Here is a 19,343-nt window from a genome sequence, read left to right on the forward strand (position 1 = left end):
ATAATAGTCACTATAATTTTTATAGTATGGGCGTACAATAACTATCAAAGTTGATAGGTAGCGTTTAAAAATGGCAAAAACTGAAAATAAATGTGAAGTTACGGTAAATGGAAAAACGTATCCATGTCATATCAGTATGGCTATGGATTTGGTAGGTGGAAAATGGAAATGCGTTATTTTGTATTATCTAAAAGATGGGCCAAAACGCTTTAATGAAATCAATCAATTAATGCCCACCATCACAGAAATGACTTTAAGTCTTCAACTCAAGCAATTAGAGCAAAGTGGCTTAATCTCTAGAACGGTTTATGGTGAAAAAGCACCGATTAAAGTGGTTTATGAAATGACCGAATTAGGCCAATCTTTTAAGCCTGTTTTAGAGTCTTTATCGGTATGGGCACATACGATGATTAATCAGTCATAAGATGAAAAAATTAACTTTTTAAAAATATAAATATTAGCCCCATCCCTGTGCATGGGGCTTTTTTTTGCCCAAAAAACACTCATAAATACCCGTTTAATCCATCAAAACACACTTAAAAACTGGCACATTTTCTGCATCTCTTATCAGTAATACAAAAACTGAATTTGGTAATACCAAGCTAGAGGTGCGATATGAATGATGTAAAACCTGTGGTTCAACCAAAGCAAACTTTAAAAGCCTTTTTAGTCGAATTACTCAGCGTACGTGCAGGCGTATATATCAAGCAAAACAATCAGCCGCCTAAAACAAAAGGATAAGACTGTGCCGAAAAAAAAGTTGGCTCGAATCAGTATTACCGTACCTGAATCGACCCTCAACGCGCTCGACCAAAAAATTGTCGAGCAGAACTATGAAAGTCGCTCGCAAGCCATTGTCGACATGATTAATAAACACCTGATTGCAGAGCAAGCACAGGCCAATGAAGTCATGGTGGGCACATTAACGCTGCTTTATGACGTTAGCCAAATGACCTTACGTAATCAATTGGTCGATTTACAACAACAGTTTTTAGCACAGGTAATTAGTTCACTTCATATTCAGCTCGACCAACAAAAGATATTGCAAGTCATGTTAATGCAGGGCGCGAGTTCTGAGCTTAGACAAATTAGCCAGCAATTTATTGTGCTGAAAGGGGTAATCAAAGGACATCTAGAACTGATGGATGCCGTCATGCCGCCTATACAGCAAAATGACTAAATGAGGAGTAGGGTGTTGAAAAATTTATGGACCATCCAAGACTGGAAAACAGCATATCAAAACGGGCAAATCCATCTTAAGGATCTGATTGGCTATGTGGCAGAAATTAAAAATGATGATCATGCATGGATTGAAATTGCATCGAACGAGCAGATTCAATCGCAAATTGATATTTTAAAAGACCAGAATATTGCTGACTTACCTCTATATGGTGTGCCATTTGCAGTTAAAGACAACATTGATGTCGCTGGCTTTCACACTACTGCTGCCTGTAAAGAGATTCAATATTTAGCGACACAAGATGCTGCCGTAGTTGCCAAGCTAAAAAAAGCTGGGGCGATTGTGGTGGGTAAAACTAACCTTGATCAGTTTGCAACGGGACTGGTTGGTGTTCGTTCTCCCTATGGTGCAGTAAAAAATAGTTTTAACCCCGAATATATTAGTGGTGGTTCAAGCTCAGGTTCGTCAGTGGTGGTCGCCAACGGTATTGTACCTTTTAGTTTGGGGACAGACACGGCGGGGTCAGGGCGTGTACCTGCGGGCCATAACAATATTGTGGGCCTTAAACCTACAAAGGGCTGGTTTTCTACCACAGGTTTAATCCCTGCATGTCGAACCATTGATGTCATTTCTATTTTTGCGCTGCATATTGATGATGCGTGGATCATTGCCAGCTTAATGCAGGGCTACGATCAAACAGATGAATATTCACGAGCACATCCAGCCAATGTACCGACTCAATTTTCTAAACGAAAAATAGCTATTCCAGCTCAGCTTGAGTTTTATGGCGATATTGAATCTGAAAAAGCCTTTTTAGTTGCAGTCGAGCGTGTAAAAAAACTGGGTTACGAAGTTGAGAGTATTGATTTCAGCGCGTTTAATGAGCTTGCTGCCGCACTGTATAACGATGCATGGGTGGCAGAAAGAACAGTCGCCGTTGAACGCATGACAACACGTGAAAAGGCTCATCCTGTTATTGCTCAAATTATTGCGCAGGCAGATAAATTCAAGGCAACAGATGCACTTCAAGCCGAATATAACCGCGCCGTACTAGCTCGAAAAATTAATTTGGCATTACAACCTTTTGATGCATTGATGGTTCCGACAGCGCCAACCATTTACACCATTGCCGAAGTTGAAGCCGACCCGTTGACTAAAAATGCACACATGGGGGCCTATACCAACTTTGTTAATTTTGCTGATCTTTCTGCTTTAGCTTTACCTAATGTACTTCGTGAAGATGGCCTACCAAGCGGCGTAACCTTTATTGCACTGGCTTGGCACGATCAGGCACTCGCCAATTTTGCGCAGCTTTGGCAAACCGAGACATCGCTGAGTTTAGGTAAATCAACTCAACATTATCAAAAAAGTCTAGAGATTAAGTCGAATCATTCAGTACAGCTTGCCGTTGTGGGAGCACATTTAACAGGCATGCCCCTTAATTTTCAGCTCACTAGCCGTAATGCCACTTTGCTCAAGAAAACTCAGACGACAGATGCTTATAAACTCTTTGCTTTAAAAAATACCACGCCACCAAAACCAGGCCTGCAGTGCGATGCAGCAGGTACGTCAATTGAAGTCGAAGTATGGGATGTTCCTTTAGCAAATTTTGGAGCCATTGTGGCTGAAGTACCTGCACCACTTGGTATTGGGAACCTGAAACTAAAAGATGGTACATGGGTTAAAGGCTTTATTTGCGAAGCGTATGCCATTCAGGATGCAATCGATATTAGCCATTTTGGAGGCTGGCGAGCCTATATACAGTCACTCAATCAAACCGCTCAAAGTGTTGTTAGTAAAAATGTTGGGGAAGTTTCTATATGATTAAAAAAGCGTTGTTATCCGTATCTATTTTATCGGCAGTTGTATTGGGTGGATGTGACAATACGGCTAAAGTGCCCGAGGCTAAACAAGATGCTCAGGCAGCCGCAAATACAAAACCAATTACCATCGGGTATAGTGATTGGCCGGGCTGGGTGGCTTGGCAAGTGGCTATTGAAAAAGGCTGGTTAAAAGAAGCAGGGTTAAATGTAGAGTTTAAATGGTTTGATTATTCCGCGTCGCTTTCGGCTTTTTCGGCAAATCAGCTCGACGCTGTGTTGGTCACCAATGGCGATAACTTGGTAACAGCTTCGGGTGGTACGCAAGGCATGATGATTTTGGCAACGGATTATTCTGCGGGCAATGATGTCATTATTGCAAAAGAGGGCATTAATACCATTCAAGACTTAAAAGGAAAATCGATCGGTGTCGAAAAAGGCTTGGTTGACCATCTTTTATTGGCAACAGCTTTAACCGACCATAACATTAAAGCGAATGAGGTGAAGCTGGTAAATTCAGCGACGAACCAATTACCTCAAGTGTTTAATAGCCCAGATATTTCCGCGATTGCTGTTTGGCAACCCGTTGCAGGTCAGGCATTAAAAGCAGTGGCAGGCTCTAAAATTATCTACACCTCTAAAGACAAGCCGGGTTTAATTTACGACACCTTAACAGTCAACATGAGTCATTTAACAGCTCATCAAGTGGAATGGAAAAAAATCATTCAAGTGTGGGATAAAACAGTTAAATATATTAATGACCCTGCAACCCATGCCGATGCGGTTAAAATTATGGCAAACCGTTCAGGGGTTGATCCAAAGCAATATGAGTTGATGGTTAGCGGTACGCATCTATTAGATATCAATGCCAATAAAAAAGTATTTACTAAATCTCAAGGCTTTGACTCGATTTATGGCTCTAGCTATCACGTCAATAAATTTAACGTCGAAAACGGTATTTATAAAACTGAACAAAATGTAGATGGGCTGATTTATCCAACACTCATCGAACAACTCAAATAAGCTCCATAAAGCAAAAAGCCCAAGTTGAACTTGGGCTTTTTAATGTCTTACTTATTTTTCTGTACTGACTTGAGTCATACGCGGTATTTTTGGTAAGTCTTGCAACGCAGGGTCAAGCTCGTCTTCTTCAGCGTGAACCAGATAATCAACTCGTGTCCGAAGTTGTTTGAACTCAGGTGTACTCATTAAATCGAGTGAGCGTGGACGCGGCAAATTAACTTCAATAATTTCCTTAATTTCACCCGGGTTGGCTTTGAGTGCCACAATTCGGTCTGCCAGCAAAATGGCTTCATCCATGTCATGGGTCACAAAAATAATGGTGATATCAATGTTTTGCCATAAATCCATTAAGTGCTTTTGCATTTTTTGACGGGTGTGTGGGTCGAGTGCACCAAAAGGTTCATCCATAAGTAAAATTTTAGGTTGATTAACTAAAGCTCTAGCAATCGCAACGCGCTGTTTCATGCCACCAGAAAGTTGGTGTGGATACTGATTTTCATATTTTTCTAAACCAATAATATTGATCCATTCGCGTGCTTGAGCTTCGGCTGTCATTTGACTAGCGCCGCGCATTTGCGGACCAAACATTACGTTTTCTTTTACAGTTTTCCACGGGAAAAGGGTATATCCCTGAAACACCATGCCGCGTTCAGGACATGGCCCCGTAATACATTCGCCGTCTACTAAAACTTCTCCACTATGGTAGGGGTCTAAACCTGCAATAACACGGCTTAGTGTCGATTTGCCACAGCCAGAAGGACCAATCACACAAATAAATTCTCTTTTATGAATTTTTAAATCGAGCTTATTTAAAACAGTGCGTTCGTTTTGACCATGCTTAAAAACTTGGCTCAGTTGTTTAGCTTCTAAAATCACAGGACGTTCATAAATTTTTTGAAAGTATTCATGCGCGTTAAATGTTGAATCGTTCATTATTTTGCTCCTACTTTCCAAGTGAACATCCGCTCACTTAATTTCATTAATACCCAATCACAGACCAGCCCAATCACGCCAATAATCAAAATAGCCGCATAGACGTTGTCAAAGTTTTGATAGCGAGCCTGTTGGGTAATAAACCATGTAATACCCGAGGTCGTACCAATCAACTCCGAAACAATTAAATAGGTCCAAGCCCAGCCCAATAGCACACGTAAGTCACGGTAAATATCAGGTAAGGCCGCAGGAATCACCACGTGAAATAAACTTTTGAGCTTATTGGTGCCAAGCGTATAACCAGCTTCAATTAAGTTTCGATCTACCATTCGTGTGGTATTGGCAATAATTAGAATTTGCTGAAAGAGTGTACCAATCACAATAATGGCAATTTTAGGTGCGTCATTAATCCCTAAAATTGCCACAGCAAGCGCACCAAATGCAGGTGCGGGTAAGTAACGAAAAAATTCGACAAACGGTTCTGTTAACAAGGATATACGCTTAGAAAAACCACACAAAATACCCAGTGGAATCCCAATCAATGAAGAGATAAAAAAGGCTGAAAATACCAGTTTAATACTGTGCCATAAACTTTGGTGAAACCACGGCGAATCAGGTTGTTCAGGTGGTGTGGTAAATGCGGTGACCAAAGCCTTAGCAACTTCATGGGGAGCGGGTAAATAAATCGGATTAACCAAAATACCTTGTGGTGGTGCAGAATTTCGATTGACTGCATTTTGTGCTTCGAGATAGAACACATTTTTATCAATGCGACTTCCTACTTGTAAGTAAGGAACACTGCCTGAACTTGTGATTTGTACTTGAGGATGCCAAACAAAAGGTAAGTAACTGATTGCGCACCAAAGACATATTGGAATCACGAAAGAACAAATACTGAGAATCAGCTTGTTCTTTTGCGTAAATTCCTTTGCAACATAACCCATATCGAGAGCTCCCCATTTTGATCGGTATTACGATTTTCATAAAACGTAATATTGTTAAGCAAAATAGGTGCCATCTTTAAGGTGCTCTAGATGAGTTAAGAAGATGAGGGAACTAAAGTTTCATGCAAATAAACCCAATAACATTTTTCGTCTTCTACTTTAATGCAGGCTGTGGAAGTCCGTACTGTCTCGGTTTCATCAGTTTGCTGATATTCCTGATATTGCACGCAACAGTAATTTTCAAATTCGTATAAGGCTGTGCTTTTAAGAATAGTGATTTTTAAAGAGGGCTTTTTTCCAATATTTTGACTAAATAAGTTCTTAACTTCGGCTAAACCAATACTCTGACCTTGAACCGTAACCATCTTAAAATTTTGATCAAAACTGTTTAAAAGTGGTGTGAGACTTTGTTCTGCATTTTGACCTGTAAAAACATTTTCGATCAAAACATGTAAGTCAATGACACTTTGAATGGCCTGATCCATTTGTTTAGACATGGGTTTTCTCCTTTAAAACGGGAATGAGTGAAAGTAAGCAGAGCAAAGCTGCAATTAAAAAAGTATGTTAATAGTGGAATTGTGATGTACAGACAGTACTAAATAAAATTTATCGATTAATATTTCAGACCATATTCTCTTCTAACAATCTTAACCTATGTAATCAATCGATGAATTGATTTGATTTATATTAGCGCTCAAGCAGCCGCTAATCATTGCCAACAATGTACTTTTTATATAAAGCAACATAAATGAACTAATCTATTTGTTATTCAAGTCATGATTAATTCGCAGATTAAAAATATTGCTTTTTTTATAGCTATGAGGGTATCTATATCAGCCAAAATAGCCAGATATTTTGGATACTGATGGGTAGTATTAATTTCTTTGAAAAAATTGGTAATTCATATGAGCTATAAAGTTAAGAACTACAATTTTTGAGAAAATAAAATTTAGGTTGAATAAACTTCTCTTGGTCTGAGCCATTACAAGAACCAAAAATAATTACTTGTAATTTTTATCTAAAGCCATGTTTAAGCAAAAAATATAGAAAAGTTATGGTTATGTAGGGAAAGTATGTTTTTTAGTGCTAAGGAAGCATTAAATTAATTTTAAAAAAATATGATAGGTAGACAGATTAGTCTTGACAATTTTATGGACTTTATGTAGGGCCTGTCTTTTTGTAAAGTGGGCTGTATCGATACTAATCAAATAGGATTAACTTAGATGCCCTTTATAATTAAATATTCTTAAGAAAATGTTTCATAATGCCTAATCTTATGATATTTAAATCAATTTTTAATTTAGTTTAATTTTTAAATAAAGTAATAAAAATCAATAATTTATTTTTATTTACAAAAATTAACAATATTATTTTTTTATAAGAAAAACTTTATTAAGCTATATTTTATAGGCATCTTAACTATTGGCTTTTAGTTTAAGTTAATATGTTTTTTATATAAAATATGTTTATTTATATGTTAAACTGCGACTAAATTTTTTGAATATAAGGTTTTTATACTGATTTTTTAATATTCTAAAAATATTAACTTTTCGGTAAGGCCTTGAATAAATAAGAAAACAGAGGAATGAAAGTTGTGTTGAAACGAAGTATTTTGATACTTTTTTTGACTGGAAACATTATCGGTCTATCATATGCTCAAGCAGCAGAACTAGAGCCTGTAAAACTTAAAAAAAGTTGTATTAAGAAGAATCCTCTAGCAGAAGGCCAAAATGACCCTGAGCTATTGAATATTTTTAAACAAGTTTGTGATAGTGATAATACAACTCAAAAAAATGATTTATTAGCTAAAGCTGCTATGCGGTTTTATCAAACCAATCAACCAGTTAAAGCATTGAATTTAGCAAGTCAATTGCAAAGTCAAAATATACGCGGTTCATTAATCACAGATGTCTTATTTTTATCTGGTGTGAGCATTGCAAATAATTCATTGCAACAAATGCGTAATCAGGAAATGCGATATTTAACGAATGACATAACATATCCTCCTGCAAAGCAGTTAGTTGAAAATATTCATACTGCAATGCCAGCTCCTGATCCTTCGAGTTTCAAAACTAACAACTCGGAAAGCAGTTCAACTGATAATGAAAAAAGAAGTTATAAAAAACAGTACGCAACGCGTAATAAAGTGAGTACTTCTAGAACATCAAATAAACGAGTAGTAAGTCCAGCAAAGGCCACCGCAGTAAAACCTAAAACTGCACCTGCAGCCACTGTCAATAAATCAAAAAGTTCGCCTTTTGACCCTTTAATTAAATAATCCGGAATAGAATCTTATGGCTAAGAGAGAAAGCGTATAAAAGAAGCTTCAGCGAATTCGACCTCCACGTGTTCAGCTTACATATGATGTCGAAATTGGTGATGCGAAAGAAGCGAAAGAACTACCATTCGTTGTAGGTGTAATGGGTGATTTTTCAGCTGCATCTGAGCTTGAGCGTACAAAATTAAAAGATAAAAAATTCATTAATGTCGATTTAGATAATATTGATGAAGTAATGGAATCTCTGTCTCCAAGAGCTGCTTTTCAAGTAGACAATACGTTGACAGAAGAAGGCGGTAAAATGGCTGTTGATTTAACGTTTAAGTCAATGGAAGATTTTCGCCCGGAAAATGTTGTACAGCAAGTTGATCCATTAAAGAAATTGGTTGAGGCGCGTGAGCGTTTAACCGATTTAAGAAACAAAATTTCAAACAGTGAGCGTTTAGAAGATCTGCTTGATGAGGTTCTTAAAAATACTGATCAAATCCGTAAATTAAGTGCGGAGGCCGATCATGAATAATACTCAATCAGCAGCAATGCCACTTGTTGAAAATGAAGAAGTTAATCTTTTAGATTCGATTGTTGAACAAAGTCGTATTGCACGAAATGAAGAAGAACATTCTCGTGCTAAAAGCTTAATTGGTGAGCTTGCTAAAGAAGTAATGGCAGGGACCATTACTGTTTCTGAAAATATGACTTTATCAATTGATAAGCGTATTGCAGAAATTGATGCTCTGATTTCAAAGCAGTTAAGTCAGATCATGCACAATGAACAATTCCAAAAAATTGAGTCAACTTGGCGTGGTCTTTATTACTTTTGTCAGGAAACGCCTTCAAATCCGCTCATTAAAATTCGTATGCTTAATACGACCAAGAAAGAGTTGGTAAAAGATTTCCAAGGTGCTACAGACTTTGATCAAAGCACTTTGTTTAAGAAAATCTACGAAGAAGAATACGGTTCTTTTGGTGGTGCACCATACTCAGCATTAATTGGTGATTTTGAGTTTGATCGTACTCCATCTGATATGTATTTGCTTGAGCAAATCTCTCATGTTGCAGCGGCAGCACATGCACCATTTATTTCAGCTGCTAGTCCGAGCATTTTAGGCCTTGAATCATTTACAGATATTGATCGTCCTAGAGATGTTTCAAAAATCTTTGAAACCGCTGAATATGTTCAATGGCGTTCGTTCCGTGATAGTGAAGACTCACGTTATGTTGCATTGACTTTGCCTCATGTCTTGGGTCGTCTCCCATATCATCCAAAAGAAGGTACTGCGACAGAAGGCTTTAATTTTATTGAAGATGTTTCTGGTGAAAACCACAATGAATATTTGTGGATGAATGCAGCTTATGCTTTTGGTACTCGCTTAACAAATGCATTTGATATGCATGGTTGGTGTGCTGCTATTCGCGGTGTTGAAGGTGGTGGTTTAGTTGAAGGCTTGCCAGTACATACTTTTAAAACACAAGATGGCGAAGTGGTATTCAAGTGTCCAACTGAAATTGCAATCACGGATCGCCGTGAAAAAGAGTTAAGCGATCTAGGCTTCATTCCGTTAGTACATTGTAAAAATACAGATTACGCAGCTTTCTTTGGCGCGCAATCAACTCAAAAACCTAAAAAATATGACAATGATACAGCCAATGCAAACTCGGCTTTATCAAGTCAGATTCAGTACATCATGGCTGTTTCACGTATTGCACATTACTTAAAAGCAATGATGCGAGATAAAGTGGGTAGCTTTGCTTCTGCTGGAAATGTTGAAGCATTCTTAAATGAGTGGTTGTCACAGTATGTCTTACTTGACGATGGTGCTTCTCAAGAAGCAAAAGCTCAATACCCGTTACGTGAAGCGTCTGTAAAAGTTGTAGAAGATCCTGCTCAACCAGGTCACTACAAATCTGTGGTTTTCTTGCGACCACATTTCCAGCTGGATGAGTTGTCGGTTTCTTTACGACTTGTCACTGAGTTACCTCAGTCCTCAAATTAATCAAGGTCAGCTAAAGAATAACTTTAAATTAAAAATAGGAAAGTTCTAAATGAAAGATATATACGTTGAGTTTCGCGGTAAATATAAAGTTGATGGAGAATCTCGTGATTCTGAGCACAAAGGTTGGTTAGAAGTTAACTCTTGGTCTCATAACATCCGTCAACCTAAATCTGCTACTTCAAGTAGTGTAGGCGGCCACACTGCTGAACGTGTTGAACATTCTGACATGGTTTTCGTGAAAGACTTAGACGCAACTAGCCCTAAATTATGGGAAGCTTGTTCAGCTGGTTATACATTTGATGAAGTACAAATCGACTTCTATCGTGCAAATGGCGATAAACGTATCAAGTACTTACAAATCAAATTGAAGCACGTTTTAGTTTCTAGTGTGACTCCAACTGTTAACGAAGAAGGCGTTCCTACAGAAGCATTCGGTTTGAAATATGCTGCTGTTGAGTGGACTTATAACCAACAAGATATTAACGGTACTGCTAAAGGTGCTGTTACTAAGAAATGGTCACTTTCTAATAATACAGCTTCTTACGCAGCGTAATTATTTAAGTGAATATTTGGTGGAGGCTGACATAAAGTTAGCCTCTGCTGTCTTTAAATATACTTTGTTGTGAACTCGAATGAACTTAGATCGGCTTTATCCATACGGATTTCGTTCAACTTTATTTGATCGCTTAATTCCAGAAAGTGAAGATTATGCAAAAGGTCTTTCTATTCAGCAATTAAGAGAATCTGTAGCAAAGGATTTAGAAGATTTGCTCAATAGTCGGGTAGCAAAGTTAGATCATGTGATTGATGACTATCCACTTGTAAAAAAATCGATACTTCAGTTCGGGATTATTGATTTTGTGGGACTTTCTACAGCCAACCCTCTGGATCGGGATAAAATTTGCCAATCCATTGAGCAATCAATAGCAGCTCATGAACCTCGGCTAAGACAAATACGGGTAGAGATGTTATTAGATGGACATAATATGGGCGCATTATGTTTAAGTATTCAGGCTTATCTAAATATTCACCCCTTATATGAACCTGTTGTATTTGATGCATTGTTAAAACCAACAACGCAGCAATATGTAATTTCAGCAAGAACTTAAGCGTAGTGGGTGTGTTGTGATAGAAGAGCTTTTACCGTTTTATGAAAAACAATTACAAGAATTTGGTCAACAATCTCGGGAATTTGCCCAAAAATATCCAAAAATTGCTCAGCGCTTATCTTTAAATCAAGAGCAAATTGATGACCCACATATTGAACGTCTGATTCAGGCTTTTTCGCTGATTGCTGCTCGAATCGATAAAAAACTAACAGACAGTTACGACGTTTTTACTCGTTCTTTATTTGAGGTGATGTTTCCTCAATACTTACGACATTTTCCTGCGTGTTCAGTTGTTAGTTTTGAAGATATTAATAAGATTAAACAGCTTACAGAACCTCATCTTGTACCTCATCATACGGTTTTGAAATCTCGTAGTTTCAAAGGAGTACAGTGTGAGTTTAATACAACTCAAGATGTTAAATTACTGCCTATTCATTTAAGTGGTTTAGATTTTAAAACTACACCTAGTGCACATATGCACTTAAATCAAAATGCGACGTTGAGCCTTAAATTTGAAATTTTTAATAATGCTCATGCTTGTTTAACTGATGAGAAGCTTCCTATTTATTTGGATGCTATCTCTAATTTTCCTCTACAGGTCCTTGATAGTATTTTCAAAAAAGGAACCAGTTTTGCGGTTAAATATGGACAAACAATTGTAGAATTGAGCAAGAATCCATTTGAATTGATTGGTTTTGCAGAACAAGAAAGTTTATTACCCCTTGATCAACATACTCATCATGCTTATCGTTTGTTAATGGAATACTTTTGTTTCCCGGAAAAGTTTAGTTATCTTAAGCTCGATTTGGATTTTTTAAGGCGAATACCTCAGCATGTATCCGAATTTGAGCTTTTAATTCATTTCAAATTAAACTTAAATGATCAAGCTGTTGTTAGAAACTATTCTGAGCTAAATATTGCAAACTTTAAATTATTTACTACCCCAGTAATTAATTTATTTGAAAAATATGCTGAACCTCAGAAGATAGTTCACAAGCAATTAGAATATCCTTTAGTTACAGATGCACATCATCCTGAGTTTTATCAGGTATATTCAATACTTGAGATGAATATGGTGCGTGAAAAAACAAATCAGGAAGAAAGCTATGTTCCTGTTTTGCCGTTTTTTGCGATGAGCCATTACCACAATGATACAGCTCGCTTTTTTTACTCAGTAAACTATCAAAAGTTACAGTCCAATTTCGTTGAAATGGGCTATTCCATTATTTCTAAAAATTTAAATCCATTTTCAACGCGCTCAGATTTTATTAGCACTAAATTATTATGTTCAAACCGTGATTTACCTCATGAAGCACTGGGTCAGTCTAATAACGTATTAAATTTAAATGATAGTAGCTTGGCGAGACGTGCCATTGTTTTAAAACGACCTACCAAGCCCTATAAGTTTGAACAAGGCCAAAGTGAACAGTGGCGTGTGATCTCGCATCTTTCATTAAATAGCTTGGCGCTTATGAAAGGGGATGCTGTTTCTCATGTTAAAGAGCTGTTGGCTTTATATAACTTACCGCAGTCAAAAGAAAATTATTTAATTATAGAATCAATTAAAAAATTAGAATTTTCGCTTACCCATAAACTTGTAGATGGCAAACCATTTCCAATGTTTGTGAGAGGGGTAAAAGCTGAATTACAAATTGATTCATCCGTATTTAGAGGGCATAGCTTATATATTTTTAGTCAACTATTAAGTCGTGTTTTTAATTTAAAGGTTCAAATTAATAGTTTTGTTGATTTGGTGGTTAAGGATTATTCATCTCAGCAGGAGTTATACCAATGCAGTCAGAACGTTGGTGGCAAGACTCTTCTATAACGGCTGAGTTGTTTCAACGCCCTAAGTCTTTTGAGTTTATTCAAGCAACACGTTTATTGCGTCATATGCCTGCCAATGACGCAGCTTTGTCATGGTCTGACCATTTTAAATTTGAGACCTCATTTAACTTAAACTTTCCGGCCACTGAAATTGAAAGTTTAGAATTAGTAGATGAGCGTGTTCATTTAACAAACCTGATCGTTGGTCTTACCGGTATACAAGGTGCATTACCTTATACATATACAAATAAAATTAAGCAGGCTCCAAGGCAACAACGCGCTGAAACGAAAGAGTTTTTAAGCTTATTTAATCATAAGTTGACCAGTCAGTATGTAGAGTCAAGTATTACTTATCACTTGCCTGTGCGCTATGAAATTGAAAATAAAAATGATTATTTGGATATTCTTCATGCATTGAATGGCTATGTTCGCTCACAACATCAGCAACAAGACTTGGATGAATATTTCGCTGAATTTTCAGGCCTAATGCAAGGGCAAAATAATACGGTTCATGCTTTAAAGACGATGTTGAGTTGTATTTTTAAGCATGAAATTACAATTAAAGAGTTTGTACAGGAATCGTTTAAGTTAGCGGATGATCAGCTAACCACTTTGGGTGGAAGTCAACCGAGCTTACTTGGTATTAACACATTTTGTGGGGAAACGATTCAACAAATTGATGGAAAAATTGAGATTCAAATAGGACCGCTTAAGCGTCAGCAATATTTAAAATTTTTACCTCATCAAGAGCTTAGCTTAAAGCTCAAAAAAATCGTAGAAACCTGGTGCAGTCCAACTTTATCGATAGATTTAAGATTGATATTGGATGAGTCTGAAATACAACCTGTTCGCTTAACTCAAGGCCAAGAAAGTGGCTTAGGGCAAGGCGCTTTTTTAATGTCTCGTAAGCCTAATACACATAACGATGAAACATGTTATAGCCTTATAGGAGAGCGAATATGATTAAAAAAATATTACTCTCATTCATCGCTATTTTTACAGTTGTTAGTGGAATTATCATTTTCTACTGGCGTGATGTTCAATATAACCCAAATAAAATCGACTTTTTCCTTTATTTTTTATTATTACCAGCAATCATTACTTTGGTGATCTTATCACCTTGGTTAATTTCTAGTGCTTATAAAAGCTATAAAGAAAAGAAAGAGCAGGCTGCAAATCAAAGTCAAGATGATGATAGTCAAAAACCATCTGCTGCAATTGAACAACCTCTAGAACAGCTGGATTTTAATGTATATTCCGCTTTTGCCATACATGCCCTAGGCGAGAATGAAACTATTATTGAAGAAATACAAAATTTTAAAAGCCCCGAGCTTGATGAGCAATTGTTGAATTCGTATGGATTGCCTCTTTTATCTTATCGAATTAAAGATTTAGCTGAGACAAATGATGAAGATATTCAATACACTGCTTCACCAAGACAAGTTCGTATCATGTCTTTAATCAGACAACAACTAGAACAAAATATAGAGAATTTGTATCGCTTGGCTGAACATTTAAAGCGCTCAATTTTATTTTATGAGTCTCATCAGATCCGTGAATATCATATGCATCCTGCTTGGGTCGATCCAAATAGCGAATATGAAGATGCGGAAACACCAGTAGTTGAAGTACACCGTTTAAATCGACTGAATTTGCATATTTTTCTTCCAGAAGATTTATTACATGTTTGGAATGATGAGCAAAGTAATGATCTGATTTTAGAGTTTTTTACTGAGATTGGTATTATTTCCCAAAAAGTTCATATCGAATATCATTTTTTGGGTGAGCGTGTAGCTTATCAAGAATTTATTCATTTATTAAAACGCATTCAAAAGAAAGAGCATGAGGTATTTCTCATGCTGGCTGTTGATTCAGAGATTGATCAAGATCTTATTGATGAAAAATCATGGATGGTCAAAGATTATATTCCGGCTGAATTTGCTGCAAGCTGCCTCCTTGCGGACCCATCATTAAAAATCGAAGAACTCGAACCAGCTAAAAACTTAAAAATTGTGGTGGGCCAAGAAAAAGCAGCCAAAGTTCTTCATACGCTGAACTTAAATGAATTACAGCAGTATGAGGGAGATGAGCCATATGTACTTATTCTTTCAGATCAGACAGATATAAAAGCATCGAAGCAATTACAACAGCAGTTTGCACAAACATCTGTTGAACCACATCACTATATTTATGTGAAATCTTCATTGGGGCATACCCAGCATTTAGTTGATATTTATGGCTTTATGCTCAGTATGCATTTTCCTGAACATATCGTTCCTTTTGTCTTTGGAGAAAATACAGTGTCAGCACATACATTTGTGCAGAGTGTCACTGAAAATTCAGAAGATGATGCGATGGTGTTGAATAGCTAATTTAAACTTTGAACTTAGAACGAGAATAGAATGCATACAATTTTAGGCTACTTGTGGCAGTACATCACGAATCCTAAAGCAATTATCGCCTTGTCATTGTTCGTGGCATTGATGTCTTCCTATACTTCAATTCCTCGCCATATATTTTGGGCTTTAGCATCTGCATATGCTTTAGGGCTCATCGCTTATGGAATTTATTGGCTAATTCAGCGTAAAAAGCATGCTGTCCAAGGTGAAGAACTTGCGCAAGCGATTGAAAAGGATACACAAGCAGAGTACGGCAAAAATAAAGATAAAGAAGAGCTGCAACTTATTAGCCAACAAATGAAAGAATCTATTCAATTGATTCGTAAGTCAAAGCTAGGCGATAAAAAGGGGAACGCAGCACTATATGAGTTGCCATGGTATATGGTCATTGGTAACCCGGCTGCTGGTAAAAGTTCTGCGATCTATAATTCTGGTTTAAAGTTTCCTTTTGAAGAAACCCATCAAAAAATGGTTTCGGCTGGTTTAAGCGGTACGCGTAATTGTGACTGGTTTTTTTCGACTGAGGGTATTTTACTCGACACTGCTGGACGTTATTCGGTCTATAGTGAAGATCACTCTGAATGGTTAGGCTTTTTAAATATCTTAAAGAAGAACCGTTCTAAGGCTCCAGTAAATGGTTTAATTCTTATTGTTAGTATTGCTGAGCTTGTTAGTCAGAGTCCTGAACACTCATTAAAGCTTGCGAAAAATTTACGCGCTCGTATTCAGGATTTAACCGAACGTTTAGAAGTGGTTGTACCTGTATATCTAGTCTTTTCAAAAATGGATTTGATCGCGGGTTTTACCGAATTTTTCGAATTCTATGAAGCACAAGAATATAATCAGGCGTGGGGCGCAACACTACCATATGAGCAAAACTCTTCTCATAATGCCGTAGATCTTTTTGAGAAACACTACAATATTCTTTATGACGGTTTAAAAGGGGTCAGTTCAACTCATCTTAGCCGTCGACATTCTCAAAATATCTCACCTAGTGTGATGACTTTCCCATTAGAATTTAAGACATTAAAACCTGCATTAAAAAGTTTTATTGCGACACTGTTTGAAGATAACCCTTACCAGTTCCAACCAGTTTTCCGCGGGTTTTATTTCACGAGTGCTTTGCAAGAAGGCGTAATAGAAAGTCCAATGACTGAGCAAATTGCACAGGAATTCCAGCTTTCCCAAATTGCTCAAAGTGAAGTAAAAGATCAGCTAAAAATAACGCCTAACCATGGTTATTTCTTAAAAGGCTTGTTTTCAGATGTCATTTTAAAAGATAAAGATCTGGTTAAACAGCATGTCAATACAAGCAAAAAGCGTCAGCGTTATATTGCATTTATTGGTGCTTTAGCTGGCGTATCCATTATTCTAGGTGTGTGGGTTTGGTCATATCGTAACAATCAACAACTTATTGCCGAAGTTCAAGCTGATTTAAATAAAGTTGTTCAATTGGAAAAGAGTTCAGGTCAACAATTGTCGACTCAATTAGAGGCCTTACTTATCTTGCAAAGACGTCTACAACAGTTAGACGAATTTGATGAAAATAGACCACTAAAATTTAGTTTTGGTTTATATCAAGGTAATGAGCTACGTGAAAAATTAAAAGCTGAATATTTAAAAGGTGTTAAGCAAATTGTTTTGATACCTACACAGCAAAATATTGCTCAGTATTTGCAACGTGTAAAAAATAACGAAGCAACTTTAAAAGCAAATCATACCAATGTTGAGATCAAGCAAACTGCTCAAACTCAGCAATATTTGGAGCCTTCGGATACCAACCCTCAAGATGCTTATAATGCTTTAAAAGCATATTTAATGATGAGCAATCCACAGTATATGGATGCGAGTCACTTAAGTGATCAGGTAACGCGTTTCTGGCGTTCTTGGCTTGATGCCAATAAAGGGCAGATGCCACGTGCAGATATGATTCAAGAAGCTGAGCAGATCTTATCTTATGCAATGACATTGGCAAATGATAAACAATTCCCGATCTTGGATGCTGACTCTCAACTTGTAGATCAGACACGTCAAGTATTGCTCTCTGTTATTAGAGGTATGCCAGCACGTGACCGTGTTTATAATGAAATTAAAATGCGTGCTGCTGTGCGCTTCCCAGCTTTAACTGTGAGCCAGATTGTTGGTGACGCAAATAAAAATATTGTATTGGGTAGTTATGCATTACCAGGGGTATTTACTCAAAAAGCTTGGAACGAGTATGTAGAAAAAGCAATTGAGGAAGCAGCAGACAAACCTACGGATACTAAAGACTGGGTGCTTAATAGCCGTCAATCTGATGATTTAACTTTCTCTGGTAGTCCAGAGCAAATTAGAAAGCAGCTTACTGCATTGTATAAACAAGAATATATTGCAGAGTGGAGAAAATTCTTAAGTGGTATTCACTATGCAAAAGCAACTCAGTTTGCTCAGCAAGTTAAAAATATTGATGTATTGGGCGAACCACAAAATTCACCAATTCGCACACTTATTGAACGCGTAGCCATTGAAACAAATTGGGATAATCCGGTCGTTCAAGCCGAGTTAGCAGCACCTCAAAAAGGATTTATTGCATGGTTTAAACGTAAGGTTTTAAACCATGATGATAAACAATTAGCAAATCAGGCTGTAACGAATGCTCAAGGGCCTATTTCTCAAGAATATCAAATGTTCTATCAATTGGTTCGTAAACGTGATGATCAGCAAGGTAAATCTTTGCTTGATGAATATATGACGAATCTTGCCTTAGTACGTAGTAAGTTTAATGAACTTAAGAATGCGGGTGAGATCGGACCGAATGCGATGACATTGGTTAAGCAAACTTTAAATGAGCAGACATCGGTATTTAACCAGACTCAAAAAATTGTAGATGAAAAGATGGCGGTTGGTTTCAGTGAAATTGATCAGCAACTTCTACAAAAATTAGTGGTGAGTCCACTTACCCAAGCCTTTGAAAGTTTAATTACACCTACTCAAGATGAAATTAATAAGCTATGGGTAATGCAAGCTTATCAACCATTTACTGCAAATCTTGCTAAGAAATATCCATTTAACTCATCAGCTTCTTTACAAGCAACAAGTAGTGAAATTGGACAAATTCTTGGTGAAAACGGCAGTATTTCCCGTTTTGTTAAAGAGAGTTTAGATCCGTTTGTTATCCGCCGTGGTTATACCTTAACCTCAAAAACATGGAAAGATTTGGGGATTAGTTTAAACCCACAATTTGTCATGAACTTCCAACGCTATGTCGCACCTACAAATGGAATGGCAACAGGTGAGTTAAATAGCCAAGCACCAGCTGCTCCGGCAACCAATCAGTCTAACTTCCAGCTCTATCCAATTCAAAACCCGCAGTTACTTTCATATACCGTTGATATTGATGGTCAGCGTATGACTTATGAAAATGGGGTACAGCAATGGGTTAACTTTATTTGGCCAAATCAAGGCAGTATTCCGGGTGCTCGTATTACGGCTGTAGATTTACAAGGTCAAACACATACCATTTTTGATGAACCAGGCGAATACGGGATTAACCGTTTAATCGATAGTGCACAGCGTAAAGAGCAAAACGGTGGTTTTGAAATGCTTTGGCGCAGTAAGACAGATCCATCACTCTTTGTGAAAATGAACTTCCGTCTTATTAGTAGTAATTCAGGAAGTATCGGTTCAAGCCGTGGCTACTCTGGTATGCAACTGGTTGATAAAGTAACTGCGGATAAAGCTGCTCGCGTTGTATCCGCACAGCAAGCACCAGCTCAGGCTGCTGCTCCTGCCAAAACTGAAAATCCAGTTTCTGCACTAGCACAACCTGCTGCGGGAGTTAAGCCATGACATGGAAA

Annotated in this window: 17 protein-coding genes; 14 read left to right on the forward strand and 3 right to left on the reverse strand. The window is 37.3% G+C overall.

Annotated elements, in window-relative coordinates; genetic code table 11:
- Nucleotides 1-70: 70 nt before the first annotated feature.
- The 5 genes from EGT34_RS18465 (at nt 71) to EGT34_RS18485 (ending at nt 4,023) form a co-directional block, all read left to right on the forward strand.
- Complete coding sequence (locus EGT34_RS18465; RefSeq protein WP_001140304.1) at nt 71-424, forward strand: winged helix-turn-helix transcriptional regulator; 354 nt, start codon at nt 71-73, stop codon at nt 422-424.
- A gap of 191 nt (nt 425-615) precedes the next feature.
- Complete coding sequence (locus EGT34_RS18470) at nt 616-741, forward strand: hypothetical protein (protein ID WP_001000630.1); 126 nt, start codon at nt 616-618, stop codon at nt 739-741.
- A 4-nt stretch (nt 742-745) separates the two neighbouring features.
- The gene (locus EGT34_RS18475) at nt 746-1,180 is read left to right on the forward strand and encodes a CopG family ribbon-helix-helix protein (protein ID WP_001124851.1); all 435 of its coding nucleotides are present in this window, start codon (nt 746-748) and stop codon (nt 1,178-1,180) included.
- A gap of 12 nt (nt 1,181-1,192) precedes the next feature.
- Nucleotides 1,193-3,004 (forward strand): allophanate hydrolase, encoded by a 1,812-nt coding sequence (atzF, locus tag EGT34_RS18480; protein ID WP_000916842.1) that lies wholly within the window; start codon nt 1,193-1,195, stop codon nt 3,002-3,004.
- Nucleotides 3,001-4,023 (forward strand): ABC transporter substrate-binding protein, encoded by a 1,023-nt coding sequence (locus EGT34_RS18485; protein WP_000591243.1) that lies wholly within the window; start codon nt 3,001-3,003, stop codon nt 4,021-4,023. Before atzF ends, EGT34_RS18485 begins: the two co-directional genes overlap by 4 nt.
- A gap of 51 nt (nt 4,024-4,074) precedes the next feature.
- On the opposite strand, the gene EGT34_RS18490 is transcribed toward EGT34_RS18485, so the two are convergent.
- The 3 genes from EGT34_RS18490 to EGT34_RS18500 form a co-directional block, all read right to left on the reverse strand.
- Nucleotides 4,075-4,956: an ABC transporter ATP-binding protein gene (locus EGT34_RS18490; protein ID WP_001000087.1), complete on the reverse strand. Its 882-nt coding sequence runs from the start codon at nt 4,954-4,956 to the stop codon at nt 4,075-4,077.
- On the reverse strand, nt 4,956-5,900 hold the full coding sequence (locus EGT34_RS18495) for an ABC transporter permease (RefSeq protein ID WP_000542520.1): 945 nt from the start codon (nt 5,898-5,900) through the stop codon (nt 4,956-4,958). The genes EGT34_RS18490 and EGT34_RS18495 overlap by 1 nt, the downstream gene beginning before the upstream one ends.
- A 95-nt stretch (nt 5,901-5,995) precedes the next feature.
- Nucleotides 5,996-6,397 (reverse strand): hypothetical protein, encoded by a 402-nt coding sequence (locus EGT34_RS18500; RefSeq protein WP_000043349.1) that lies wholly within the window; start codon nt 6,395-6,397, stop codon nt 5,996-5,998.
- 1,088 nt (nt 6,398-7,485) lie between these two features.
- Here EGT34_RS18500 and EGT34_RS18510 point away from each other — a divergent pair.
- The 9 genes from EGT34_RS18510 (at nt 7,486) to tssM (ending at nt 19,335) form a co-directional block, all read left to right on the forward strand.
- The gene (locus tag EGT34_RS18510) at nt 7,486-8,178 is read left to right on the forward strand and encodes a hypothetical protein (RefSeq protein ID WP_000869712.1); all 693 of its coding nucleotides are present in this window, start codon (nt 7,486-7,488) and stop codon (nt 8,176-8,178) included.
- A gap of 55 nt (nt 8,179-8,233) precedes the next feature.
- Nucleotides 8,234-8,698: a type VI secretion system contractile sheath small subunit gene (gene tssB, locus EGT34_RS18515; RefSeq protein ID WP_225488920.1), complete on the forward strand. Its 465-nt coding sequence runs from the start codon at nt 8,234-8,236 to the stop codon at nt 8,696-8,698.
- Nucleotides 8,691-10,172, forward strand: a complete 1,482-nt coding sequence (gene tssC / locus EGT34_RS18520) for a type VI secretion system contractile sheath large subunit (RefSeq protein ID WP_001066523.1) — start codon at nt 8,691-8,693, stop codon at nt 10,170-10,172. Before tssB ends, tssC begins: the two co-directional genes overlap by 8 nt.
- A gap of 49 nt (nt 10,173-10,221) precedes the next feature.
- Nucleotides 10,222-10,725 (forward strand): Hcp family type VI secretion system effector, encoded by a 504-nt coding sequence (locus tag EGT34_RS18525; protein WP_000653195.1) that lies wholly within the window; start codon nt 10,222-10,224, stop codon nt 10,723-10,725.
- Between the two features lie 79 nt (nt 10,726-10,804).
- Nucleotides 10,805-11,281 (forward strand): type VI secretion system baseplate subunit TssE, encoded by a 477-nt coding sequence (tssE, locus tag EGT34_RS18530; protein WP_001047031.1) that lies wholly within the window; start codon nt 10,805-10,807, stop codon nt 11,279-11,281.
- Between the two features lie 16 nt (nt 11,282-11,297).
- Nucleotides 11,298-13,109 carry a type VI secretion system baseplate subunit TssF gene (gene tssF, locus EGT34_RS18535; RefSeq protein ID WP_000568823.1) on the forward strand — a complete coding sequence of 604 codons (1,812 nt, stop codon included), beginning with the start codon at nt 11,298-11,300 and terminating at the stop codon, nt 13,107-13,109.
- Nucleotides 13,073-14,071 (forward strand): type VI secretion system baseplate subunit TssG, encoded by a 999-nt coding sequence (gene tssG, locus EGT34_RS18540; RefSeq protein WP_001190388.1) that lies wholly within the window; start codon nt 13,073-13,075, stop codon nt 14,069-14,071. The genes tssF and tssG overlap by 37 nt, the downstream gene beginning before the upstream one ends.
- The gene (locus tag EGT34_RS18545) at nt 14,068-15,480 is read left to right on the forward strand and encodes a hypothetical protein (RefSeq protein ID WP_000591877.1); all 1,413 of its coding nucleotides are present in this window, start codon (nt 14,068-14,070) and stop codon (nt 15,478-15,480) included. The genes tssG and EGT34_RS18545 overlap by 4 nt, the downstream gene beginning before the upstream one ends.
- A 30-nt stretch (nt 15,481-15,510) precedes the next feature.
- A complete protein-coding gene (tssM, locus tag EGT34_RS18550) occupies nt 15,511-19,335 on the forward strand; it encodes a type VI secretion system membrane subunit TssM (RefSeq protein ID WP_000556909.1) in 3,825 nt (1,274 codons plus the stop codon).
- Nucleotides 19,336-19,343 lie beyond the last annotated feature (8 nt).

Origin of the sequence: Acinetobacter sp. FDAARGOS_558 (assembly GCF_003937785.1) — a bacterium.
In the GTDB taxonomy this organism is placed as follows: domain Bacteria; phylum Pseudomonadota; class Gammaproteobacteria; order Pseudomonadales; family Moraxellaceae; genus Acinetobacter; species Acinetobacter baumannii.